This is a genomic window from Sphingomonas sp. AAP5, assembly GCF_004354345.1.
GTDB classification, from domain to species: domain Bacteria; phylum Pseudomonadota; class Alphaproteobacteria; order Sphingomonadales; family Sphingomonadaceae; genus Sphingomonas; species Sphingomonas glacialis.
In genome coordinates this window covers 62,773-86,240 of sequence record NZ_CP037914.1, presented here as the reverse complement: position 1 = coordinate 86,240, position 23,468 = coordinate 62,773, and the positions used below count along the sequence as shown (strand labels likewise).

Here is a 23,468-nt window from a genome sequence, read left to right as displayed (position 1 = left end):
TCAAGGTTTCGATTGGGGGGGCGACCGCGGATGCGGTCAGGAATATCTTGGCCGCTCGACGGGGAAGCGTTCGGGCGGCAGGCCCGAGAAGGTGTAGGCGCGGTAGCGCCCGCCATCATAGATCACCGACGACACGTCCGGCTTGTGGCGTTGCAAGCGCTCGAGAAGGCGGTTTGCGCGACGCTGCGCTGCGATCGCGGTCTCGTCGTCGAAATGGATGGTGATTGCGCGCACAAAGGTGCCGCTGTCGTACCACCAGCCTCCTTCTTCCGGACCTCCGTAGATTCGGTCAATCTCGTAGAATGCGAGGATGCTCCGCATGATGTGCTCCTGTCTGGCCGGTCGGCTCCACCACCGCCGGATTCCGCGAGCCCACTCCTCCTCCTCTTCCATCAGGCGTCACGAGGGTCCTCGTGGCGCTGGTGACGCAAGGCGCGTCCCAGAGCTTTCTTGCGGGCGACTGCTTCGGCTCGGGTGGGGCACGGTGCCGATAAGCGGCCGCGATGTGCGGTGCTGTTGTCGAGGACGATCCAGCCCGCGGCGGTGTGTGCGACGTGCATGGCGTCGCTGCGTGACCCGGTCATGACCCGGGTTCGCGCGGACGGCGTTTCGCGGCTTCGGCGTGAAGAGCGTCGACGAGGCTGTCGCGGTTCGATCTGATCTCGCTGTCGGGGTCGGTGATGACGCCGGCGGCGCGGGTCAGCAATTCAGCAAGGTCGCGATCCAGCAGCGGTCGACGCGAGGGGTCGGGATGCGGCGGTTCGTCCCCGGCCTCGTCCATGAGCAGGACCAGGATCGAGGGTTTTTGGCCCTCGTCCAGTCCACGGCTATCGGTGACGTGGCGTCCGCCACCCGTCACTGCGAATGCGTTAAGGGTGGGTGATACCCCGCCACTCGGGACCGGGATCGTGCTGCCGCGATCGTGGAACTGGATGTCCACGAAGCGGGCGGGGCCGTCGTAGGTCTTTCCCATGAAGCAGAAGGTGACTCGGCGACCTTCGCTGGTCTTCGCCGTAAGGGTGAACGCGCCATCAGGGATGTCGATCGGCTTGTGCGGAACGTCGTTGAAGCCGGCAAAGCCAAGCGAAACGGCGTCGGCACGAGTCATGACGGGGAGGTCTGTGATAGCGGCCATAATGGGTTCTCCGATGTGCATGAGCAGTGGGTTTGTGCGGCACGGCCGGTACGGCCGTGCGTTCAGGCTCGATGACGACCGGCGACATCGAGGATCTTTTCGTGACCTTGCTGGTCGGCGCAGCAGGCGGCAGCGACTTGGCGTGGCGCAGGGCGGTAGGACCGGTCACGGCATTGCCCGTGGTCTTCCACCCGCGCTCGAACTGGTCGATCGCGCCAAAAGGGTCAGCGCGTCAGCGCGAGGCTATTGGCAAAGCGGAAGAGATTATCCGCCAGGAACATCCCTACGTACCCAGCCCGGGATTCCGGCCTTAAGCCGCTCGCCGGTCGGCTGCTGCCATGAGGCGCGTTGCGCCTCCAAAGGCACGCAGCGTCGCGGCGATCTCGCCCCGGAGCTTTGCCTTGCTGGTGACGACGATCTCGGGGTCGAGCGGCGTTCCGTCGGTTGTGGCAAAGCCGGTAGCGAGACCGTTCTTGGTCTCGACGCGGACAAGATGGCCTTTGCCCGGCGCCGGACCGACGTGGCGCGCGGTGAACTCGCCGAGGCTACCGTACAATGCGGTGATCGCCTTTCCCCATCGGATATGCCCCTGTGCGGCGACCGTCGTTCCGGTGAAGCCGCGATCAAGCCAGGTCCGAAGGTGAGTGCGCTGCTGAAGTCGCGAATTGCGAGTGCGCTCTAATGTGCGAGCAAGAGGCAGGATGTGAGCGACGGTATCGATCAGGTCGAGGTCATGCCCTTGCAGCGCAATCAGCACATCGTCGTATTCACGATTTTGCAGAAGGGCGGAAAGCTGGGCGGCCGCGGCCTGGTGGTCGATCATGATTGCGTCTGTTGTCTGACCGCCGATCGCGTCTGGGCTGACAAAACCGTCGGCCGTAAGGACGACGATCGTCGCGGCCTCGGCACCTGGTCGTGCTAGGGTTATCGCCAGGAAATCCCATGCAGGCTCTGCAGCGATGACATCGGCACCGAGGATCAACAAGCGTCGCGACCATCGGGCCGGTCGGTGATGATCAGAGGGCTTCGGGTAGCTGCTCGGTGCAGGTCGCCCGGCGAGGATGATCTGAGGATCGCGGGGCAAGTTGTCGCGGCGCATGTCTGCCACGAGGCTGCGGCGTGCGGCGTCGAATAGGTCAGTCCGGTCCCCTCCCCCGTCTGAGAAACCTTGATCATAGGCGGCGTGGCGGTCGGCGAGCGGCGTCACTGACGGAATCCCATCAGGGTATCGGTGCGGCCACCCGACATGCGCGGCGTACCAGCCATCCGCGTAGCGGTTGGCGAGGTCCCAGCTCAGTGCGTAGCTTTCGCGGCCGCGCAGGATCGCGATGTCGCGATCGTTGCCGCGACCTCGACGCACTTGATCCTCGGTGAAAGCGAAGTTGCTCACCTCGCGCCGCGTCGCGCTCTCGGCCGCGATCGCATCGTTGACGCTTCGCATCGCGGCGATCCGTTCGCGGCCTCGTGCCATACGGTCCGAGAGGGGGGCGTCGGCTGGAAGATCGGGGAAGGTTTGCCACGCAGCAGCGATCGCCGCTGCGTGCTCGGGTGTGCGTCCGCGGGACCGCCACGCGGCGGGATCTGATGGGTCAAAGGCGTCGGACATCGTCGGCCTCGTTCGTGTTTGGGAGCCACCCGATCCGGGCAGCGGGGGCGCCGTTAGGCGGCTGCGGCCTCGGTGAGCCGCGCCGCGGCGATTGCGGCCTCGCCGGGAAACGCGGCAGTCAGGTTCCCGTGCAGCGTCTCGAAGTCTGCGATCGGGAAGCGCCCGTCCGGGCCGGGTCGGGTGACGTGCAGGGCGCTGACGAGGATCTCGATCGGATCGGTCGTGATGACTGTCGGCGTCGCGTCGTCATATTCCACGGGCGCGCGGAAGCCCGCTTCCAGCCACGTGCTCAGCCCTTCCTCGACCGTCTCGGCATATGCACGAACTTGGTCATCCAGTTCGTTTTCGACGTGAAGCACGAGCGAAACGTACCGGCCGAAATCGTGTCGATTGGAGAGGCCCGTCAGGCGGCACCCGGGAGGTGGAACCCCGTATCGGGCGATGATAGCGTACTTGTATGCGAGCACCTCAAGCTTGTTGAGGATCTCGAAGTTGGGTGTCTGGCCGAGCTGCGCGCAGGGCTCGTTGGCCGGCGTGCCGCCAATATCGACGAAGTAGGGCATGGGGATCTCCGATGGTCCTCTTTGGGGCTCTGTTGCAAACTGTGATGACGGGCGCAGTTCGTCTCATGGCTGTTCGAGCGGTGCCCATTAGGCTGCTTCAAGTTCCATCCGTTTGCCGATGAGTTGAATGGCTTCGGTGAGGGCGCAAGCGCCGAGGCCGAAGGCACGCTCGACCAGCCGCGCCTCGCCGCAAATGTCGCGGGTGAGATTGAAGGCAGCTGCCTGTCCCTTGCGCAGGGCCCGCATCACCTCGAAGCCTTTGATCGTCGCATACGCCGTCTTCAGTGTCTTGAAACCCCGCACCGGCCGGATCAGCTGCTTCAGCTTGCCATGGTCAGCCTCAACGACGTTGTTCAGATACTTCACCTGGCGATGCTGGGTATCCTTGGGACATTTGCCTTCCGCTTTCAGTTCAGCAATGGCGGCGGTGTAGGTCGGCGCCTTATCGGTATTGATGATCTCGGGTTTCTCCCAGTCCTTCAACCCGCCCAGCGCCTTGCCCAGGAAACGCTTCGCAGCCTTCGTATTCCGCGTTGGCGAGAGATAAAAATCGATCGTGTTCCCGTCCTTGTCGACCGCGCGATACAGATACGTCCAGGCACCACGAACCTTGATATAGGTCTCATCGACCCGCCAACTCGTCGAGGCAGGGCGGCGCCATTGCCAGCGCAGCCGCTTCTCGATCTCCGGGGCGTATCTCTGAACCCAGCGGTAGATCGTGGAATGGTCAACATTCACGCCACGTTCGCCCATCATCTGCTCAAGATCCCGGTAGCTGATGCCATACCGGCAGTACCATCGCACCGCCCAAAGCACGATCTCACCCTCAAAATGCCGCCCTTTGAACCCTGACATCGCGCCACCCTCACTCTCGGCAAGACAGATCACCGAAAATCGGATCAGTTTGCAACAGAGCCCGCAGGTCGTCGTCCCCCCTGCCGTCGAGCGGGGATTCGTCTCGATCACGATCCGGAAAGCGTCGGGTGTCTCTATGGACATCGACGATTTCGACCGCGCCGGGCTTTTCAGTGAGGTCCGCGCTCATGGCCTGCATGAAGAGGTCGACTCCGCGCTGATGCGATTTCGCGAGGCCGGCGACTGGAAGGGCTTCTTCCGGCTCGCGGTCGAATCCCGCAAAAATATCCTGATCTCCGGCGCCACGGGTTCCGGCAAGACGAGCTTCTCCAAGGGCCTGATTAGGCTCATTCCCGATTACGAGCGCATCCTGACGATCGAAGACACCCGCGAGCTGGTGGTGCCACAGCGCAACCACGTCCACATGATGTATTCCAAGGACGGAAAGGGCCTTCAAAAAGCCGGCGCAAAGGAATTGCTGGAATCGGCGCTGCGTATGCGACCCGATCGCATCCTGCTCCAAGAGCTACGCGACGGCACCGCCTTCTTCTATCTGCGCAACGTCAACAGCGGCCATCCAGGCTCGATAACCACGGTCCATGCCAATACGGCCGAAGGTGCGCTGGAACAGCTCACGCTGCTGGTCAAGGAATCGGAAGGCGGCAACGATCTCGATCGGCACGATATCCGCGCCCTGTTGCGCTCGCTGGTTGATATCGTCGTGCAGATGCACCGGCTTCCCCCAGGTGACGGGAAGCCGGCGCGCTATCGTATGACGGAAGTGTGGTTCGATCCTGCGGGCAAGCCTCGCGATTAGATTCGAGCGGAGGATCGCATTATGAGCGGTAAAATGGTTCGCAACCAAGGGGCGTCCGAGCCGGCCGCCATCGCGTTCCTCGTCATCATAGGCTTGATGATAAGCGCCGCGATCGGCGCCGTGGTGGTGCTTTGGAAGGCGCATCTCCTCTCGGCGCACACGCCCTGGGCGCGCGTTCCGGGTGCATTATGGTCGATGCGCCACTTGCCGATCGTGTGGAAGCCGTTTCTCGCCGGTTTCTTCATCGCCTTCGCGGTCTGCCTGATCGGTATCGTGTCGTCGCTCTTCACGGGCCAGAAGCTCCACGGCGAAGCCCGTTGGGCGCGGATCGGCGAGGTCCGCAAGGCCAAGCTCTTGGAGGATGCCGGCATTCTCCTCGGCCGCATCAACGGCAAGTTCATGCGCTTTGGGGGAACCGAGCATGTCTTGCTCGAAGCGCCCACCCGCGCCGGCAAGGGCGTCGGCGTCGTGATCCCGAACCTTCTCCAATGGCCGGATTCGGTTGTCGTCCTCGATGTGAAGCAAGAGAATTGGGCGGCGACAGCAGGCTTTCGGATGACGAACCTTCGCCAGCAAACACTCTTGTTCAACCCGCTCGATGCCCACGGTCGCACATGCCGCTACAACCCGCTCGCCTACATCAACCGACGCGATCAGGTCGAAGTCGTCAACGAGCTGCAAAAAATCAGCGTCATGCTTTTTCCCCTGCCCCTGCAGGGCGAGACCTTTTGGGCGGAAAGCGCCAGGACGGCGTTTCTCGGTGTCGCAGCCTATGTCGCCGCCACGGCGGATGATGGCGACGATGCGCTCCCCTTCACCATCGGCGAAATCTACCGCCAATTCGCCGCCGGCGATGCACAGAAGCGATTTCCCAAAATCATCTCGCAGCGCGAGCGGGAGGGCAAACCGCTATCAGGTGCGTGCGTGTCGGCGCTGCGGGATTGGATCATGGCCTCGGCCAATACCTTCACGTCAACCCGCCAGTCCGTCACCGCCAAGATCAATCTGTGGCTGAACCCCTATGTCGATGCGGCAACGGCTGTCAGCGATTTCGATCTGCGCGAGTTCCGCGACAAGCGGATCTCGCTCTATCTCGGCGTCTCGCCGGATGATCTGGATCGCGTGGCACCGATCTATGGCCTGCTTTTCCAACAGCTCATTGATCTCAATGTCCGCGAGTTGCCCTCGGGTAACAAGCACCAGGTCCGCCTGCTGCTCTTGCTCGACGAGTTCTCGCGCCTCGGCCGCGCATCGGTGATCGCCAATGGTTTCAGCTACGTCGCCGGCTATGGCATTCGCCTCCTCCCCGTCATCCAGAGCGGAGCGCAGCTCGAGAACGTCTATGGGCCGAAAGTCGCCACGGAGATTGAATCCAACTGCGGCGTCCAGATGGTCATGCGCCCCGCGACCAACGATGATGCGAAGGATATTTCCGAGCGGCTTGGCACTTATACGTTTCGCGCCAAATCGCGCTCCTTCGGCATGTGGGGCCGTGGCGGCGGCTCGGTATCGGAATCCGATCAGCGCCGGCCCCTGATGCTTCCGCAAGAGCTGATGCAGCTCCCCGAAAAGGACATGATCGTCCTGCGCCTCGGCATCCCGCCCGTCTATGGCAAGAAAATCCGCTATTATACGGAGAAGGCCATGGTCGCGCTGACCAAGATCCCCGCACCGCAAATGCCGAACATTCGACCCGACCCCACCGCACCGATAAACAGCCTGCGGGTGATCGCCGCGGCCGAGGCGGATGATAATGGCGGCCCTGGCTCGGCCCCGCCTGCTAATGGTCCTGGGCCGCAATCCGGAGGCGGCGGCACGGCCCCGACCCACCACCGCTTGAACCAAGCCGCGATCGCCGCCGCCATGGCCGCCCCTGCCGGGGAACGCACCAGCAAGCTTTTCCAACATATTGTTATGGTAGGCGAGCCAAAGGTCGCTTAGCGTTATGTGATCCTGCCCTCGCCGGTGGGATGACCCGAAGGGGGAACGGCTGCACAAGAGAGGTAGGCGCCTTGAAACCAATGGCAGTTTTTGCCATAATGGTAGTGAGGTGATTTATGGCTTCGATGAACGTCTCCCTTCCAGACCCCATGCGGGATTACGTCCAGCGCCGCATCGACAGCGGGCATTATGCCAGCGTGAGTGATTATGTTCGCGATCTCATTCGGCGCGATCAGGGTGAGACGCAGGATGTCGAACGGTGGCTGCATGATCTTGACGCCTCGATCGAACGCGGCCTTGCCGATGCCGAGGCGGGGCGCACCCACGACCTCGACGACGCCTGCGATGCTATCATCGACAGGATTCGGACACGGGCAAGCGCTCAGCCGCAATGAAAGTCATCCTGACGCCGGATGCGCTGGCCGACCTCGATCACATCGCCGAACATATCGAAAAGGACAATCCCGCGAGAGCCATCAGCTTTGTCGAGGAATTGCGTGAGGCGGCCCGTCGCCTTGCCGATCTGCCCCAGGGCTATCCTCTGGTGCCTCGCTATGAGCGCTACGGTATCCGTCGCCGTTCCTATCGCCGCTATGGCATCCTCTACCGGCCAGAAGCCCACCGTATCCTGATCCTGCGCTTTCTTGGCCCCGGTCAAGATCATGATCGCGCGCTCCAATTGGTGTGAGCTATCGCTTGCTAGGGATTGATCGGAGCGAAGGCGGGCCAGTCACGACTTTTGAGGCCGGGCTGTGACAGGAAGCTCGGGCCGTCCAGCAACAGCGTCATGCGCGTGTAGCCGATCCTGAGGGATTCGAGCGGCACCGCTCGCAATGTCTCTTCAAGACCGGCATATCGCTCGTCCGAGACCACCACATAGTTTATCCTGCCGGTCGAACATTCGATCAGGGCCTCGACAACCCGGCCCAGATTCATCCCGCTCTTGTCATCAACCGCCATGCCGATCAGGCCGGTCGCGGTGAACAGGTTCGGCGTATCGGATCTTTGGCTGGCTGTTTCGGCCGATCGGCCGCCATCCTCATATTTTGTCTGCTGCCCCAGCCATCGCCAGATGCCGACGAGGTTCGTCAGCATCAGGAATCCATTGGTGGCAACCAAGGCTGTCTGTCCTGTGGCGTAGCCCAATGTGGTCCAGCAAACCGAGCTGATGCTGAACACCACGAAGCCCCAGCCCGTCACGCGCGCGCCCAGGTTGGAAGCCGTCATCATCGCCGCGATCATCGTCGCGATCGTGGCGATCCAACCGACGAGACTTATCATTGTCCCACCCCTCGCTGCGGTCCGCGTGGGGGCGGTGCAACCGGCAACGCCTTCACGCCGGCTGCGCCGACGCTTCCGCTGTCGGGAGCGAAACAGCCGCCTCGCTCGTCAACAGCCGGAAGGTGAAGCTCTCTTGCAGGTACAGCTCAACCACCTCGGCGGTGTGGCTGAGATAGCCGATCGACAAATCCTGTCCGAGATCGAGTTCGAAATCGCCGCCCCGCGTTGTCAGCACGACGCCGCCCGTGATGCCCGGCGCCCAGATGATATCGCCATCCACCAGACGATTGATGTGCTGGAGCACCGGATAGCCCTCCTCGCTGCCGCCGCTGATCGCGGTGAACGGATCGTCTCCCAGCACCAGACGGTAAGGCCCCTCGACCCCGGCAAGGCGCAACCGATCGACGGCTTGCGCGACGATGGCGGGATATCCGGCGACGGCCGTGGGCAGCGGCACCGGCTCGTTGCTCGCGCCGGGACGGATGCCGCCGATATCGGCAGCGGCATAGCCATCAAAGATCGCGCGATTTTCGGCAAAGGCGATCGTGCGGGCAGCTTCCTTGAGCGGCTGCCAGTCGGAATCCTCGGAACCGCGCTCCACATCGTCGATCGCAGCGCGGGTCAGCGTGAAGGGCACGCGCAGTTCGACTACGGCATTGGCCGCACGCCGCACGGCCTGGACGCCATCGCTCGGTGCATCAATCGGCTTGGTGTGGCCTGTGCCCACGGCCGCGAGCGTAGCCCCCTTCGGGTCCGGCACGTCCACGACGCGGCGCGCGGCCAGATAGCGCTTGAGGGTCCGGGTCGCCTCTTGTTCGATCTGCGCCCAGGCGGCGTCTGAGATCGGGGCGAGTTCGCGATGGAGGTTATTCATGTCCGGCCTCGTCTTTGAGTGATCCAATGCGGAGCGATCCGTCCGATGCCGTTGGAGCCTCCGGTGTCGGAGCCGTGGGTGCCGGCGCAGCCACAGCTTCATCGCCATTGCTATCGTCGCCATCGGCCGCAGGCGGCCCCGGCGTCACGGCGTCCAGAAAGTCGGCCGACGGCACGAAATAGAGCGAGCCGGTCACGGCCCGGCTGACATCGAGCAGGCGATCGTAGTTGCCGGGCGGCAGGCCGATGAACATATTGTCGAGCATCCGCTCGATCCGCGTGGGTGAGCGGGCGTAACCGATGAAATAGGTGCCGAACTCCCCCTTGCCGACATCGCCGAACGGCATGTTGTCGCGCAGGATCTGGAGTTGCTCGCCGTCCTCCTCGATGTTGGTGAGGACGTTGTGCGCGAAGCTCGGCTTCGCTGCCTCGTCCAGCTCGATGTCCGACAGTTTCTCGCGCCCGACGATCTTCTCCTGTTGCTCGACGGGAATCGCGTTCCACTTGTCGAGGTCATGGAGGTATTTCTGGACGATCACATAGCTGCCGCCAGCGAAGACCGGATCGTCCGCCGCCCCGATCACCGTGGCATCTCTCGCCCCCTGCTCGACGGGGTTTTCCGTCCCATCGACGAAGCCCAGTAAGTCGCGATCATCGAAGTAGCGGAAGCCATGCACTTCGTCCGTGACCGAGGCGACGCCGGCGAGGCGCTTCACGATCTGCGCGGCCATCTCGAAGCACAGGTCCTGCCGTGCGGCGCGAATGTGGAACAGCAGGTCGCCGGGTGTCGAAGGCGCATGATGGACGCCGTGAATTTCCCGGAACGGATGCAGCTCCTTCGGCCGCGGCGCCCCGAACAGTCGGTCCCAGGCATCGGAGCCGATCCCCATGATGCAGGAAAGCCCTCCATCCGCTGCCCTAAAGCCGACACCACGCACCAGCGAGGAAAGGATTGCGCAGAGATTTCGCACCGCCATCTCGGGCTTTTCACCCGCGCCCATCGACACCACGAGGAAGATGGCTGCACGAGTGAGCCGGGCATCGACGGCCTGGGAACGTGCGGTAACATCCTGAGCGACAGTGGAAGGCAAGCTCGTCTCCTATGGCCGGACCCGGCCCATCGTTATGGCACACACCCAAAAGGCGGCTAAAGCGCCGCCTTGAGATAGGGCGCGGTCAGACTGCCTTCCGCCTCTGCAACGTCGCTAGGGACGCCGCTGGCGATGATTAGGCCACCTTCCTCCCCGGCTCCCGGTCCGAGATCGATGACCCAATCCACCTGTGCGATGGCGCGCATGTCATGCTCGACGACAACAACCGTATTGCCCACGTCGACAAGGCCCTGCAGGTGCCGCATCAGCCGATCCGCGTCGGACGGGTGAAGCCCCGAAGTCGGCTCGTCGAGGATGTAGATGGTGTTGCCGCGCTGGGCGCGTTGCAGCTCGGTCGCAAGCTTGATGCGCTGCGCCTCGCCGCCCGACAGTTCCGTCGCCGGCTGCCCGAGCCTCAGATATCCAAGGCCGATCTCCCGCAGCACATCCAGCGAGCGCATGACGGACGCCTCACCCGCGAAGAAGTCGCACGCCTCGTCCACCGTCAGTTCGAGCACCTGGGCGATGTTGCGGCCGTTCCATTCGACTTCGAGCGTTTGCGGGTTGTAGCGGCTGCCATGGCAGGTCGAGCACGGCGCATAGACGCTTGGCAGGAACAGCAGCTCCACCATGACGAAGCCCTCGCCCTCACATACCGGGCAGCGGCCTTCGGCGACGTTGAACGAGAAGCGGCCGGGGCTGTAACGGCGCTTCTTGGCCAACGGAGTGCCGGCAAAGATCTTGCGCACATGATCGAACAGGCCGCTGTAGGTGGAGAGGTTCGAGCGTGGGGTGCGACCGATCGGCTTCTGATCGACCCGCACCAGTCTGCGCACATGCTCCATGCCCGCAACGATGCGGCCTTCGGTCTCTTCCTGCGCAACATCGAGCAGCGGATCGGTATCCTCCTCCTCTGAAGCCGGCGAGCCGCCGAGCTGTTCCGCGACAAGCTCCGGCAGCGCCTGGCTGACCAGACTGGATTTGCCCGATCCCGAAACCCCGGTGACAGCGGTGAAGCAACCGATCGGAAGCTCGACGTCGAGGCCGCGCAGGTTGTTGCGCGTCACCCCCTCTAGACGGAGCCAAGCCTTTGCTTCGCGCGGGGTCCGGTCATGGGCGACGGGCTCTGCGAACAGATAGCGGCGCGTGATCGACGCCTCGACGTCGGCCAGTCCCGCGATCGGCCCGCTGTAGAGCACTTCACCGCCCTTTTCGCCTGCTCCTGGCCCTACATCGACCAGCCATTCGGCATGGCGGATCACGTCAAGATCATGCTCGACGACGAACAGCGAGTTGCCCGCCGCTTTCAGCCGCTCAAGGATGGTGAGCAAGGCTTCGCCGTCTGCCGGGTGCAGCCCCGCCGAGGGCTCGTCCAGCACATAGACCACGCCGAAAAGCTGTGAGGACAATTGAGTGGCAAGGCGGAGGCGTTGCAGCTCGCCGGAGGAAAGCGTCGGCGTGCTTCGGTCGAGCGAGATGTAGCCAAGGCCAAGATCGATCAGCGGGCCGAGCCGTTCGAGCAGCTCGGATGCGAGACGCTGCGCGGCGACCCGCTTCTCATCGGAGAGGTTGGGCGTGCGGCGCACGTCGGGCGCTGCCTTGTGCGCCGAGCCTCCCGCCGCGACCCTGCGTTCAACAGCCGCATCGCGGGCCGCCTTGCCAAGAACATGGCCCTTCGGGGCCGCCGCGGCGCCCCCATACTCGCCATGCGCGACAGGCGTGAGCAAGTCCCGGAGCTTCAGCACCGTCAGGTCGCCAAACTCGGCGATGTCGAGGCCCGCGAACTTCACCGACAGAGCCTCGCGCTTCAGCCGCTTGCCGTCGCAGGTCGGGCAATCGCGGCCTATGATATATTGCGAGACGCGCTTCTTCATCAGCGCGCTTTTGGTGTTGGCGAACGTCTCCAGCACATAGCGACGGGCGCCGGTGAAGGTGCCCTGATAGCTCGGCTCCATGCGGCGCTTGAGGGCGACGCGCGTCTGCTCGGGCGTCAGACCCGCATAGACCGGCACCGTCGGCGTCTCGTCGGTGAAGAGTATCCAGTCGCGATCCTTCTTCGGAAGATCCCGCCATGGGGTGTCGACATCATAGCCGAGCGAGACGAGGATATCGCGCAGGTTCTGGCCGTGCCACGCGGGCGGCCATGCGGCGATGGCGCGTTCCCGGATCGTCAGCGTGTCGTCGGGCACCATCGTCTCTTCGGTCGCGTCATAGACGCGCCCGATGCCGTGGCAGGTCGGGCAGGCGCCCGCGACTGTGTTAGGCGAGAAGTCCTCCGCATAGAGCATGGGCTGATTGCGCGGATATTCGCCGACGCGCGAGTAGAGCATCCGTACCAGGCTGGAGAGCGTCGTCACGCTGCCAACCGAGGACCGCGCATTGGCCGAGCCGCGCTGCTGCTGCAACGCGACTGCGGGAGGCAACCCGTCGATAGCGTCAACCTCCGGCACACCGGCCTGATCGATCAGGCGGCGGGCGTAGGGCGCGACCGATTCCAGATAGCGGCGCTGTGCCTCGGCATAGAGGGTGCCGAAGGCGAGGCTCGATTTGCCCGATCCGGATATGCCGGTGAACACCACGAAGGCGTCGCGCGGCACGTCCACGTCGACATTCTTGAGATTGTTCTGCCGCGCGCCGCGTACCTGAACGAAGCCGGAGCGCGGCGCGCGTTCCTTGCCGGGGGTGGTTTGAGGCTCCTGATCCTTGCTCATACGGTCACTTTCACTCGGCGCATCACAGATAGATGAACTGACGGTACAGGCCGTCCAACTCGCCCCGGATCGTCTCCGCCCGATCCTCGTTATCGTTATCTACTGCCGTCAGCAGCGCCTGTTCCTTCGCGGTGATCCGGTCGCACAGCTCGTACAGGTTCTCGCAGAAAGCCTCCGAATGGACCGAAGGCTCTTCCCGGTCGGGCTGCGCCGACGCCAGGCCGCGAACCGACGAGAGCGGGGTGACATCGTTCTCTTCGTTGAAGGCGATCTGGCGCTGTCGCCGACTCTCGGTCTCGTCGATCGCGGCCCTCATCGCCGGCGTCACGGTATCGGCGTAGAGAACTGCGGTGCCGTTCACGTTGCGCGCGACGCGGCCGATCATCTGGATCAGCGCCTGGGCCGAGCGCAGGAAGCCCGCGCGGTCCGCATCGAAGATCGCGATCAGCGACGCTTCGGGGATATCGAGCCCTTCGCGTAGCAGGCTGATACCGATCAGCACGTCAAACTCGCCCGCGCGCAGGCCCTCGATGATCGCGACCCGATCCTCGACCTTGACGTCAGAGTGCATGTAGCGCGCGCGCACGCCCTGGCTTTCGAGGAATGCGTGCAGCTCCTCGGTCGCGACCTTGGTCAGCGTCGTGACCAGCACGCGCTCATCGCGCTTCGTGCGCTGCGCGATCTCGCGTAGCAAATCATCGCGCGCGCCTTGGGACGGGCGGATTTCCACTTTCGGATCGAGCAGGCCGGTCGGCCGCACGATCTGTTCGACCACCCTGCCTTGCGAGGCCCTTACCTCATAGGCGCCGGGGGTGGCGGACACGAAGATCGTCTGCGGCTTGACCTGTTCGAACTCGTGGAAGCTCAAGGGGTGGCTGTCCTTCGAGGATGGCAGGCGGAAGCCATAATCGATCAGCGTATCCTTGCGGGCCTGGTCGCCCCGGAACATCGCCGAGATCTGCGGGATCATCACATGCGATTCATCGACGAACAGCAGCCCGTCCTTGGGCAGATAGTCGAGCAGGGTTATGGGCGGGAGCGCAGGGTCACGGCCGCTCAGATAGCAGGCGTAATTTTCCATGCCCGAGCAATATCCGACTTCGCGCAGCATCTCGGCATCGTTGGTGATGCGATCATAGAGGCGCGCCGCTTCCGTCAGGCGATTTTCGCTGGTCAGCCGCTCGACCTGCGTCTCCATCTCTGCGAGGATCGCCGTGGCGGCCTTGCGGGCCTGATCGGCGGTCGCCGCCAGAACGGTCTTGGGCGATACGAGATAGTGATCGGTGCTCTCTAGCTGCCTTCCGGTCGCCGCATCGAACCACTGGAGGGACGCGATCAGGCCGTTCGCCAATCCGACCCGCAGGGCCTTATATTCCGAATCCGCCGGGTAAACCTCGACAGCGTCGCCATCAGCGCGATAGGTGCCGCGCTTCAGCTTGTGCTCGGCCCGATCATATTGCAGACGCGCCAGGCCGCGAAGAAGCTCTTCCTGTCCCAACCGCGCGCCCTCGGTCAGCGGAACCTGGAGCGCGCGATAATTGTCGGGATCGCCCATGCCATAGATCGACGATACCGAGGCAACGACGATCGTATCGCGGCGCTCAATCAGGGATTTTGTCGTCGAAAGGCGCAACCGTTCCAGATGCTCGTTGATCGAGGAATCTTTCGGAATGAACTCATCGCGGCCCGGCAAATACACCTCTGGCTGGAAATAGTCGTAGTAGGAGACGAAATACTCCACGGCGTTTTCAGGGAAAAATCGCCGCATTTCGTCATAGAGCTGCGACGTTAGCGTCTTGTTGGGGGCCAGGATCAGCGTGGGACGCTTCAGGCGATGGATCACGTTGGCCATCGTGAACGTCTTGCCCGACCCCGTGATGCCCTTGAGGGTCTGATGGTGCGCCCCCTCCTCGATGCCGGATATGAGCCGCGCGATCGCTTCGGGCTGATCGCCCGCCGGGGTATAGTCGGAGTGCAAAATGAATATGCCAGTCGACATCAGATATCCTCCTGCCAGGGCCAGGCCATGAACGCCTCAAGCGTGCCCAAAAACGATTCTCGGGTCACATCTGCCCCTTCGCGGGCGGCTGTCCATGGTCCTTGTGTGCGTGCCTGATCCGCCGAACGGTCCACCAGACACCAAGGAGGACAAGGGGAACCAAAGCTGCGATCACCAGCTCAGGCGCCACTGCGTCGTGAATGCCCGGTATGCCCTTGATGAAATAGGAGAGCAGGCCGATCACATAATAGGAGATTGCGGCGACAGACAGGCCCTCCACCGTCTGCTGAAGCTGCAATTGCAGCTTCGCCCGGTTGTTCATCGAGGCGAGCAGGTCGCTATTCTGGCGTTCGAGCTGCACATCGATCCAAGATCGCAGCAAGGTGGTCGCGCGCGCCAGCTTGTCCGAGAGATTGGCCTGCCGCTCCTCGATCACGCGACAGGTCCGCATGGCGGGGGCGATCCTGCGATGCAGGAAGCTGCGCCAGCGATAGCAGCCGGGGACGAAGGTTTCGCCGAGTGCGGCAAGCCGTTCCTCGACGATCTCGTAATAAGCGCGGCTCGCGCCGAAGCGGTAGAGGCTGGACGCCGTGTCCGCCTCCAGCTCGGCCGAGAGATCCGTCAATTTGGAAAGCAGCGCCTCGCTGTTGCGCCGAGCCGACTTGCGCATCTCATCCGTGATCGCGGCGAGGCGCTTTTCTATATTGCGTAGATGCGGACCCAGCGATTGGGTCAGGGGAATACCGAGCAGGGCCAACGTCCGATAGGTCTCGATTTCAAGGAGCCGCTGCGCCAGCGCGCCAAGCCGGATCGGCGTCAGGCCGCGATCGAGGATGAGGATGCGGGTCAGCCCATCGGCATCCTGACGGAAATCGGTAACGATATCCGCCATGCCGTCCTCGACGAGCGAATGGCAGCGGCTGATCGGATCGAAGCGGTCAATGTAGGTCGCGGTCTCTTCCGTCCACGCCACCACGTCCAACCGGATGCCGCAAATGACCGGCCCAGGCGGGGTGAAGCCGTGCTTGAACGGGTCTTCGCCCGCCAGATCCCCCGTGTCGGGATCAACAGGCGCGCTCCACAGGTAGGTCGAAAACTCCGTATGCTTCTCACAATGCAATTTGCCCTGATCCCAGGTCAGGCCATGAAGGGGGGAGTTCTGATCGGGCAGCGACGCGCCCATTCGGCTCGATATTTCCGCGAGCGTCGCCTTATCCTTGGCCAGATTGCCTTCGTTCATGAAGGCGAGCTGCACCAGGGCGCGCGGTGACTCGATCAGGAGATATGGGCGCGCATGTACCTCGTCGATGGCAACCCGCCTATTTTCATAGGTCGGCATACCATAGACAGTCGAACCGCCATTCGGAGCGCTGCCCGCTTCACTCAATCGGCTTTCCCCCCTTGTCATCCTTCTCCCCCACGTCGCGATGATCTAGATCGCTATAAGTAATCAGCCGAGAGCCACGATATCCTATGCCATGGGTCCACAGCCAGCTTAGTGCCACACTAAGCCGGTTCTGCGCCCCGATCAGGAAATAAATGTGGATGAGCTTCCACATCCACCAAGCCAAGGCTCCGCGCAACTTAAACCGGCCCATGTCGACGACGGCAAGGCTGCGGCCGATAGTCGCCAAATTGCCCTGATGCCGGTAATGGAAGGGCGCGACCTCGTTCTGCCCCTTCAGGCGCTGGCGGATAAGCCGGGCGACATATTGACCCGCCTGCTTCGCAGCCGGCGCAAGACCGGGGACAGGCTTGCCATCGAACCCGTTCGAGGCCGCGGTGTCGCCGATCACGAAAATGTCGCGATGGCCCGGCACCGTCAGGTCCGGTCCGACAATCACGCGGCCAGCGCGATCGGCTTCAGCGTTCAGCCAATGCGCGGCGGGCGATGCCTGGACGCCTGCTGCCCACAGGATCGTTTCGGCGGGAATCTGCTTCCCATCCACGACGACACCATCGGCGGAGCATTCCGTGACCGGCGTGCCGAGCTTGATTTCGACGCCGAGCTTTTCGAGCGCCTGCCGGGTATAGGCGGAGAGGTCTTCCGGGAAAGCCTGCAAGAGCCGTTGCCCGGCTTCGATCAGCACGACGCGGGTCGCACGCGGGTCGATCGACCGGAAATCCCGCACCAGCGTCAGGCGGGCAAGCTCCGCGATCGTGCCGGCCAGCTCCACGCCGGTCGGGCCACCACCGATGATGACGAAGGTCTGCAAGGCGGCACGGCGCGCGGGGTCCGTCTCACGCTCGGCTTCCTCGAAGGCGACCAGAAGGCGCCGGCGAATGGTGGTTGCATCCTCCAGCGATTTCAGGCCGGGAGCAAACGGTTCCCATTGATCGTGGCCGAAATAGGAATGCCGCGCGCCCGTCGCGATGACGAGCGTGTCATAGGCAACCGTCGAGCCGTCCTCCAGAATGACGCGCCGACCGCCTGTATCGACACCTTCAACCTCGCCGAGCAGGGTCCGCACGTCCTTCCGCTTGGCGAAGAGCGAACGGATCGGCCATGCGATCTCTGATGGCGACAGCGAGGCGCCCGCCACCTGATAGAGCAGCGGCTGAAAGAGATGGTGGTTGCGGCGATCGACGAGCGTGATGTCCACGCCGCTCCCGGCGAGCCGCTGCACGGTTTCGAGGCCGCCGAAGCCCGCCCCCACGACCACCACGCGATGGCGGCCCGCGGCCGGGTCATGGCTGGGCGCGATTTCGCGCATGGTTGAAGGTGACGGCCCGGTCATTGGGACAGCGCCGCGGCATGGTGGGCGATATGCTCGCCGATGAAGCTCGCGATGAAATAATAGCTGTGGTCGTATCCAGGCAGCCGATGGAGCGTCAACGGGTGCTCGGCAGCCTTGCACGCCGCCTCTAGCAAGTCTGGGCGCAGCTCGCGCTCGACAAACTCGTCATCCAGACCCTGATGGACGAGCAACGGCAGACGCTCGCGGGCGCCCTTGATAAGTTCGATCGCGTCATATTGCTTCCACGCCTCGCGATCGTCACCCAGATAGGCCGTGAAGGCACGCTCGCCCCAAGGCACCTGGCTCGGCGCTACGATCGGCGAGAAGGCCGATACGCTGCGATAGCGTCCGGGGTTGCGCAGGGCGGCAACAAGGGCGCCATGCCCGCCCATGGAATGGCCCGCGATAGCCCGGCGATCATCGGCCGGGAATGTGGCTTCGATCAGCGCCGGCAATTCCTCGACGACATAATCGTACATGCGGTAGTGGGCGGCCCAAGGTTCCTGCGTCGCGTTGACGTAGAAGCCGGCGCCCTGCCCCAGATCATAGCTGGGATCGTCGGCCACGCCTTCGCCTCGCGGGCTCGTGTCCGGCACGACGAGGATGATCCCGTGCTCGGCAGCGAAACGCTGCGCGACAGCCTTGGTGATGAAATTCTGCTCGGTGCAGGTCAGACCGGACAGCCAATACAGCACCGGCACGCGACCGTCTTTCACCTGGGGAGGCAGATAGACGCCGACCTTCATCGGGCAACCCAGGCTGATCGAGTCATGCTGATAGACGTCCTGCCAACCGCCGAAGCTGGCGTGATGTTCGACACGTTCCATTTTTGTTTCCTTGCTTCGACGGTTGGTGGACGGTGTGGCGATAGGAGCCCTTTTGCTGGCTGTTGTGCGGGGGGAAGCGCCGGCGCCTGTTTCAGCGCCGGCGACAGCCAGTCATAGGGTTGCGGGTATCGCCCTCACCTTCCGGCTTCAGATGAAGGTGTACGAGCAGACCTTGTTGCCCGCCGGATCACGCAGATAGGCCGCATAGGCACCCGGCAAGTGGCCACGCGGGCCGGGCTGGCCCTCGTCGGTGCCACCGGCCGCGAGGCCGGCCGCGTGGAAAGCGTCCACTTCGGCGGGCGTCGCGGCGGCAAAGCCGACCGTCACGCCGTTGCTGGAGGGCGCTTCGCCATTGCCGGGACGGGCAATGATGAAGGCGGGCTTGTCGCGACCGTACAGCACCCAGCCATTGCCGAAGGGGCCGAGGTTCTTGACGCCCAGGGCGCCCAGAGCGGCGTCATAGAACGCCGACGACTGCTCGACGTCGGCAGCGCCGATGAAGACGTGCGAGAACACGCCGTTGCCGGAGATAACGGGGTCAGCCATGATATTCTTCCTTGAGGTTAGTGTTTGAAACTAAACGGCGTAATCTGTCGGATCAGTAGTGGATCACGGTGCGGATCGACTTGCCTTCGTGCATCAGGTCGAACGCCTCGTTGATCTCATCGAGACCCATGGTGTGGGTGACGAAGGGCGCCAGATCGATCTCGCCCTTCATGGCGTCCTCGACCATGCCGGGAAGCTGGGTCCGCCCCTTGACGCCGCCAAAGGCCGACCCCTTCCAGACGCGGCCCGTGACGAGCTGGAACGGACGGGTGGAGATTTCCTGGCCCGCGCCGGCAACGCCGATGACGATCGACTGGCCCCAGCCACGATGCGCGGATTCCAGCGCGGCCCGCATGACATGGACGTTGCCGATGCACTCGAAGGTGTGGTCGATGCCCCACCCGGTCATCTCGATCAGCACTTGCTGGATCGGCTTGTCATAGTCCTTGGGGTTGATGCAGTCGGTCGCGCCGAACTGACGTGCCAGCTCGAACTTCGTCGGGTTGGTGTCGATCGCGATGATGCGTCCTGCCTTGGCCTGACGCGCGCCCTGGATCGCGGCGAGACCGATGCCGCCCAGACCGAACACGGCAACCGAGTCGCCGGGCTGCACCTTGGCGGTGTTATGGACGGCGCCGATGCCGGTGGTGACGCCGCAGCCCAGAAGGCAGACATGCTCGGGGTTCGCTTCGGGGTTGATCTTGGCAAGCGAGACTTCGGCGACGACGGTGTATTCGCTGAACGTCGAGCAGCCCATGTAGTGATAGAGGGGCTGGCCGTTGTAGGAGAAGCGCGTGGTGCCATCAGGCATCAGGCCCTTGCCCTGCGTTTCGCGGACCGCGACGCACAGGTTGGTCTTGCCGGACAGACAGAACTCGCACTTGCCGCACTCGGCGGTGTAGAGCGGAATGACGTGATCGCCCGGCTTGACGCTGGTGACGCCCTCGCCGACCTCGACGACGATGCCCGCGCCCTCGTGGCCGAGAACGACCGGGAAAATGCCCTCCGGATCGTTGCCGGACAGCGTGAAAGCGTCGGTGTGGCATACCCCGGTATGCGTGACCTTGATGAGCACTTCGCCTTTCTGGGGCGGTGCGACATCGATCTCGACGATTTCGAGCGGCTTGCCTGCCTCGAAGGCTACGGCGGCGCGAGATTTCATTTTGATTTCCCTCGTTGGTTGAATCGGACCGCCGGTTGTGAAGCCCGGCGAAGCGCGACTCTCGGACAAACACATACTGGCGGGAGTATGTCTAATATACTCCTAGCCAGTATGCAAGAGGGATATCGACTGAGGGATGCAAGCGCCTGACAGGACGTCATGGCTTGGGAAAGCGCAGCGCGATCGTTGATGCTGCGTTTCCGGAAAGGGGCGGCTTGCCGATCCGGGGGGGAGTTAGATCGACAAGCCGGAAGGGGGTGTTCGTGCGGAAGGCAGTCCGCCCCCTACGACTCAGAATGTCCCCCGGTCATGACCGGGGGACATTCCGGGTTAGAAGAAGATCAGGCCGCCACGGAGCCGTGCGGATCGATGACGTACTTGAACGCCGATCCGTCATCGAACTCCTTGTAGGCCGCCGGCGCATCCTCCAGCTTGATGATTTTCGTGTTCATCATCGGGGTCAGATAGGGCATCCGATCGTTCAGGATCGCCCGCATGAGGGCGTGGTTGTAATTCGCCGTCGGCGACTGGCCTGCCGACATCCGCGGCGACTTGATCCAGCCACTGGCCCAATCGACTTCCATGCTGCCCTTCTTGTTGTCCCGATTCTTGGAGATCGGATTGGGGCAGTAAACGCCGACCGTGCTGGTCATCCCACCGAAGCGGACATATTTCAGCAGCGCGTTGGTGACGGCGTTCTCGACGATCTGGTCGGACTCCGCCCCGAACCCGCGACAGTCGAGGCCCACATAGTCGATGACGCGATCGGCCTCGCGCTTGCCGGTGATCCGTTCCAGATGATCCTCGATCGGAATGCCGTCCGACAGGTTGATGGTCTCGACGCCGTGCGGCTTGAGGAGATCGAGCCGCTCCTGAATGAAGTCGGCGACGATGATGGCGCCGGCACCGAGGAGCTTCGCGCAGGCTGCGCCCGCGCGACCGACAGGCCCCGCGCCGAAGATCAGCACATTCTCGCCGACGATATACGCAGGCTGCGCCGGCCAGTCGGGCGCAGCGAACCCGTGGAACGCGGTCGGCAGCACGTCCGAAAGCAGCGTCAGATCACGGATCTTCGCCATGGCCGCGTCCTTGTCGGGGAAGGCCAGCAGATTGAAGTCTGCATAGGGCACGAACAGGTAATCCCCCTGACCGCCGGTCCATCCGCCCAGGTTGAAGCCGTAGGCGCCGCAATCGACTTCGGGGTTGGTGTGCTCGCACACGTCCGAGCGCATGTGCTTGCAGTTGTAGCAGCGTCCGCAGCCGACGTTGAAGGGAACGGACACGATATCGCCGACCTTGATATATTCGACGTCGGAGCCGACCTCGATCACCTCGCCGGTCATCTCATGGCCCATCGTCATCCCCTTGGGGACTTCGAACGAACCACGGTAGATGTGAAGGTCGCTGCCGCAGATATTGGTGGTGACGATCTTGAGAATGGCGCCGTGGGGGGCTTTCTTGCCCTGCGGAGTAATCAGCTCCGGGAATTTGAAGGTGTTGACCTTCATCTCCATCGGCTTCTCGAATGTGACGATCCTGTTTCCGGTAGCCATCGCATTATCTCCTAGCTCTCGTCCGCCACCCCTCAATAATGTTGAAGTTTTTAGCGGACGCGCCAAAGGAGCTGCGCTGAATTAAATCAACACAATACGCCTTTGGCGATCCAGACCTCTTCATTATCGTCCATGCAGAATGGCTTTGGCTGCATGTGACAGCAAACTCGAAGTTTCTATCTTGAGATAGAAAATTCCTATGAGCGTTTTTCGCAGCGCAACATTGCCATTTCAGCCCTTTCGAGGCTGAAATTGGCGATGCAATGCAAGGATTTCCTGCAAAGGGGACACGACTTTGGGAGTGTGGACCAGCTCAAGAAGGGCTGCCGAGGGCGGCGACTTTGCCTCGCCCTTGACGCTGACGAATCCAACATCTGCGTGCGCGCCCGCACCCGTCAGCGCTGAAGCCTGAAGGTTTGGAATGTGGGCGAGGCGGGTCGCAAGCGACTGGGGCAAGACTGCCGCATAACGCCCTGTGGCCAGGTGCGCGGCCAGAATGTCGATCGTGTCCGTGTTGATCGTCGCGGCCGAGCAGTGCGCGAGCTGCAACTGTGCCTCGCTGGGGAGCGCGCCTGCCAGAATGCAAAGCGGCAGGCTCACTACATGATCCCACGCGACTCGCTTGGGCTGCGGCTCTTCGTTCATCTGGAACAGGGTCGTATGTTCCCGGTAGAGATGATGGGTCTCGAACTCGTCCTTTGGAACCTCGCCGAGATAGGTCAGCGCCATGTCCATTTCGTGATCCAGCAAGGATCTCAACAGCGAAGCGGTGCCGTTCGCCGTCACGGTTTGCCCCAGCAGGGGGATTTGATCCGCAAGAGCAGCGCTGACGATCGCGCCGACAGTCGAAGTGCCTGATACCATACCCAAACGGAACAGGCCCTCCAGCCCGCGTTTGAGGGCCGACAGGTCATTCTCCAGCCCGTCACAGTCGCGTTCGATCTTCTTGGCCCAGGCGAGCACCGTCTCGCCTTCCAATGTGAGACCGTCATATCGCCGGCCATGCCGCACGATCTCGACGCCCAGATCTTCCTCTAGCTGCTTGATGCCCGCCGAAAGCGTCGGCTGCGACACGTTGCAGCTCTTGGCGGCCCGCCCGAAATGGCCCTCGCGATCGAGCGCTATGAGATATTCGAAATTCTTGACGATCATATGCTATCCCATCTGCCTGCGGCATCCGGCGCAGCGACAATTCGCGATTGCGCTCGACTCGCTCGGGCATGGCGGCGGCAATCCTGTACTGAGACCCTTGAAAGGTAGTTCGGTCAGGATGCGGCGGCGTGTTGAAGCTGAATCATCAATCCAAGACACGGAACCGGAAAAATATATATCCGCCTCTTCGGACGATCTATGAAAACGCCAACCCACAAATCGTACCAAGCGAAGATTGGTCGTATCTTCATTTGAGGTATGTTCTCAATATCTTCATGACCCCCTCCATGTCATTGTCGTAAGAGTCGGCCTCATGACTCCCGTCCGCCTTGCTTGAAGGCCCGAACGTCTCTTTAAGATGGCTCTCCATCACCTCTGCCATCAATCCGTTGGTCGCTCCCCGCATTGCCACGATCTGTTGGAGCAGGGGTGCGCAATCCGTACCTGCCTCGATCGCCCTTTCCAGCGCTTCCGCCTGCCCTTTGATACGGCGAAGGCGTGTGATGGCCCGCTTCTTGTCCTCTGGTGAATGTGGCATCGCGCTTTCCTGAAAGATCACCATTACATACTATACAGGGGGGGAGTTTCAACCCGCTTGTGAATTAAGGGTCGCGGCTC

General features: G+C 62.8%; 22 protein-coding genes and 1 pseudogene. 5 read left to right on the top strand and 18 right to left on the bottom strand.

All coding sequences use genetic code 11. The features are described 5' to 3' along the window. Positions 1-36: 36 nt before the first annotated feature. Positions 37-321 (bottom strand): hypothetical protein, encoded by a 285-nt coding sequence (locus tag E2E30_RS19095; protein ID WP_133192256.1) that lies wholly within the window; start codon positions 319-321, stop codon positions 37-39. Positions 322-580: 259 nt separating this feature from the next. Continuing rightward, positions 581-1,156, bottom strand: a complete 576-nt coding sequence (locus E2E30_RS19090; RefSeq protein WP_240699144.1) for a hypothetical protein — start codon at positions 1,154-1,156, stop codon at positions 581-583. A gap of 50 nt (positions 1,157-1,206) precedes the next feature. On the opposite strand from E2E30_RS19090, the gene E2E30_RS19085 reads away from it, so the two are divergent. Beyond that, positions 1,207-1,449, top strand: coding sequence for a hypothetical protein (locus tag E2E30_RS19085; RefSeq protein ID WP_133192255.1), 243 nt, complete (start codon positions 1,207-1,209; stop codon positions 1,447-1,449). On the opposite strand, the gene E2E30_RS19080 is transcribed toward E2E30_RS19085, so the two are convergent. From E2E30_RS19080 to E2E30_RS19070, 3 genes are all read right to left on the bottom strand, one after another. Next, complete coding sequence (locus E2E30_RS19080) at positions 1,446-2,741, bottom strand: hypothetical protein (RefSeq protein WP_133192254.1); 1,296 nt, start codon at positions 2,739-2,741, stop codon at positions 1,446-1,448. The genes E2E30_RS19085 and E2E30_RS19080 overlap by 4 nt on opposite strands. A 53-nt stretch (positions 2,742-2,794) precedes the next feature. Then, complete coding sequence (locus E2E30_RS19075) at positions 2,795-3,304, bottom strand: hypothetical protein (RefSeq protein ID WP_133192253.1); 510 nt, start codon at positions 3,302-3,304, stop codon at positions 2,795-2,797. A gap of 87 nt (positions 3,305-3,391) precedes the next feature. Then, the gene (locus tag E2E30_RS19070) at positions 3,392-4,159 is read right to left on the bottom strand and encodes an IS6 family transposase (protein WP_066521070.1); all 768 of its coding nucleotides are present in this window, start codon (positions 4,157-4,159) and stop codon (positions 3,392-3,394) included. 64 nt (positions 4,160-4,223) lie between these two features. Between E2E30_RS19070 and virB11 the strand changes: the two are divergent. The 4 genes and pseudogenes from virB11 to E2E30_RS19050 all read left to right on the top strand — a co-directional run. Continuing rightward, a pseudogene (gene virB11, locus E2E30_RS19065) lies at positions 4,224-4,976 on the top strand (P-type DNA transfer ATPase VirB11); the annotation flags it as partial. A gap of 21 nt (positions 4,977-4,997) precedes the next feature. Next, positions 4,998-6,917: a type IV secretory system conjugative DNA transfer family protein gene (locus E2E30_RS19060; RefSeq protein WP_133192252.1), complete on the top strand. Its 1,920-nt coding sequence runs from the start codon at positions 4,998-5,000 to the stop codon at positions 6,915-6,917. A gap of 116 nt (positions 6,918-7,033) precedes the next feature. Next, positions 7,034-7,312, top strand: a complete 279-nt coding sequence (locus E2E30_RS19055; RefSeq protein WP_021233332.1) for a type II toxin-antitoxin system ParD family antitoxin — start codon at positions 7,034-7,036, stop codon at positions 7,310-7,312. Then, the gene (locus E2E30_RS19050; protein ID WP_021233331.1) at positions 7,309-7,605 is read left to right on the top strand and encodes a type II toxin-antitoxin system RelE/ParE family toxin; all 297 of its coding nucleotides are present in this window, start codon (positions 7,309-7,311) and stop codon (positions 7,603-7,605) included. Before E2E30_RS19055 ends, E2E30_RS19050 begins: the two co-directional genes overlap by 4 nt. An 11-nt stretch (positions 7,606-7,616) precedes the next feature. On the opposite strand, the gene E2E30_RS19045 is transcribed toward E2E30_RS19050, so the two are convergent. From E2E30_RS19045 to E2E30_RS18985, 13 genes are all read right to left on the bottom strand, one after another. Continuing rightward, complete coding sequence (locus tag E2E30_RS19045; protein WP_133192251.1) at positions 7,617-8,198, bottom strand: PRC-barrel domain-containing protein; 582 nt, start codon at positions 8,196-8,198, stop codon at positions 7,617-7,619. A gap of 52 nt (positions 8,199-8,250) precedes the next feature. Next, on the bottom strand, positions 8,251-9,072 hold the full coding sequence (locus tag E2E30_RS19040) for a family 1 encapsulin nanocompartment shell protein (RefSeq protein WP_062127258.1): 822 nt from the start codon (positions 9,070-9,072) through the stop codon (positions 8,251-8,253). After that, positions 9,065-10,162 (bottom strand): Dyp-type peroxidase, encoded by a 1,098-nt coding sequence (locus tag E2E30_RS19035; RefSeq protein ID WP_133192250.1) that lies wholly within the window; start codon positions 10,160-10,162, stop codon positions 9,065-9,067. Before E2E30_RS19035 ends, E2E30_RS19040 begins: the two co-directional genes overlap by 8 nt. A gap of 56 nt (positions 10,163-10,218) precedes the next feature. Next, positions 10,219-12,873: an excinuclease ABC subunit UvrA gene (locus E2E30_RS19030; protein ID WP_133192249.1), complete on the bottom strand. Its 2,655-nt coding sequence runs from the start codon at positions 12,871-12,873 to the stop codon at positions 10,219-10,221. A 22-nt stretch (positions 12,874-12,895) separates the two neighbouring features. Then, on the bottom strand, positions 12,896-14,872 hold the full coding sequence (gene uvrB, locus E2E30_RS19025; RefSeq protein WP_133192248.1) for an excinuclease ABC subunit UvrB: 1,977 nt from the start codon (positions 14,870-14,872) through the stop codon (positions 12,896-12,898). A 64-nt stretch (positions 14,873-14,936) separates the two neighbouring features. After that, entirely contained in the window at positions 14,937-16,211 is a 1,275-nt protein-coding gene (locus tag E2E30_RS19020; RefSeq protein ID WP_133192247.1) for a DUF3422 domain-containing protein, read from the bottom strand. Between the two features lie 40 nt (positions 16,212-16,251). Then, entirely contained in the window at positions 16,252-17,586 is a 1,335-nt protein-coding gene (locus E2E30_RS19015) for an NAD(P)/FAD-dependent oxidoreductase (protein WP_133192246.1), read from the bottom strand. A 20-nt stretch (positions 17,587-17,606) separates the two neighbouring features. After that, positions 17,607-18,437, bottom strand: a complete 831-nt coding sequence (gene fghA / locus E2E30_RS19010; protein ID WP_133192245.1) for an S-formylglutathione hydrolase — start codon at positions 18,435-18,437, stop codon at positions 17,607-17,609. A 147-nt stretch (positions 18,438-18,584) separates the two neighbouring features. Further along, the gene (locus E2E30_RS19005) at positions 18,585-18,983 is read right to left on the bottom strand and encodes a VOC family protein (protein WP_062126553.1); all 399 of its coding nucleotides are present in this window, start codon (positions 18,981-18,983) and stop codon (positions 18,585-18,587) included. Between the two features lie 52 nt (positions 18,984-19,035). Next, entirely contained in the window at positions 19,036-20,145 is a 1,110-nt protein-coding gene (locus E2E30_RS19000) for an S-(hydroxymethyl)glutathione dehydrogenase/class III alcohol dehydrogenase (protein WP_017980840.1), read from the bottom strand. A 341-nt stretch (positions 20,146-20,486) separates the two neighbouring features. Beyond that, the gene (locus tag E2E30_RS18995; RefSeq protein WP_020486678.1) at positions 20,487-21,698 is read right to left on the bottom strand and encodes a glutathione-independent formaldehyde dehydrogenase; all 1,212 of its coding nucleotides are present in this window, start codon (positions 21,696-21,698) and stop codon (positions 20,487-20,489) included. A gap of 231 nt (positions 21,699-21,929) precedes the next feature. Beyond that, positions 21,930-22,850 (bottom strand): LysR family transcriptional regulator, encoded by a 921-nt coding sequence (locus E2E30_RS18990; protein ID WP_133192244.1) that lies wholly within the window; start codon positions 22,848-22,850, stop codon positions 21,930-21,932. A 247-nt stretch (positions 22,851-23,097) separates the two neighbouring features. Continuing rightward, positions 23,098-23,388 carry a metal/formaldehyde-sensitive transcriptional repressor gene (locus tag E2E30_RS18985; protein WP_133192367.1) on the bottom strand — a complete coding sequence of 97 codons (291 nt, stop codon included), beginning with the start codon at positions 23,386-23,388 and terminating at the stop codon, positions 23,098-23,100. Positions 23,389-23,468 lie beyond the last annotated feature (80 nt).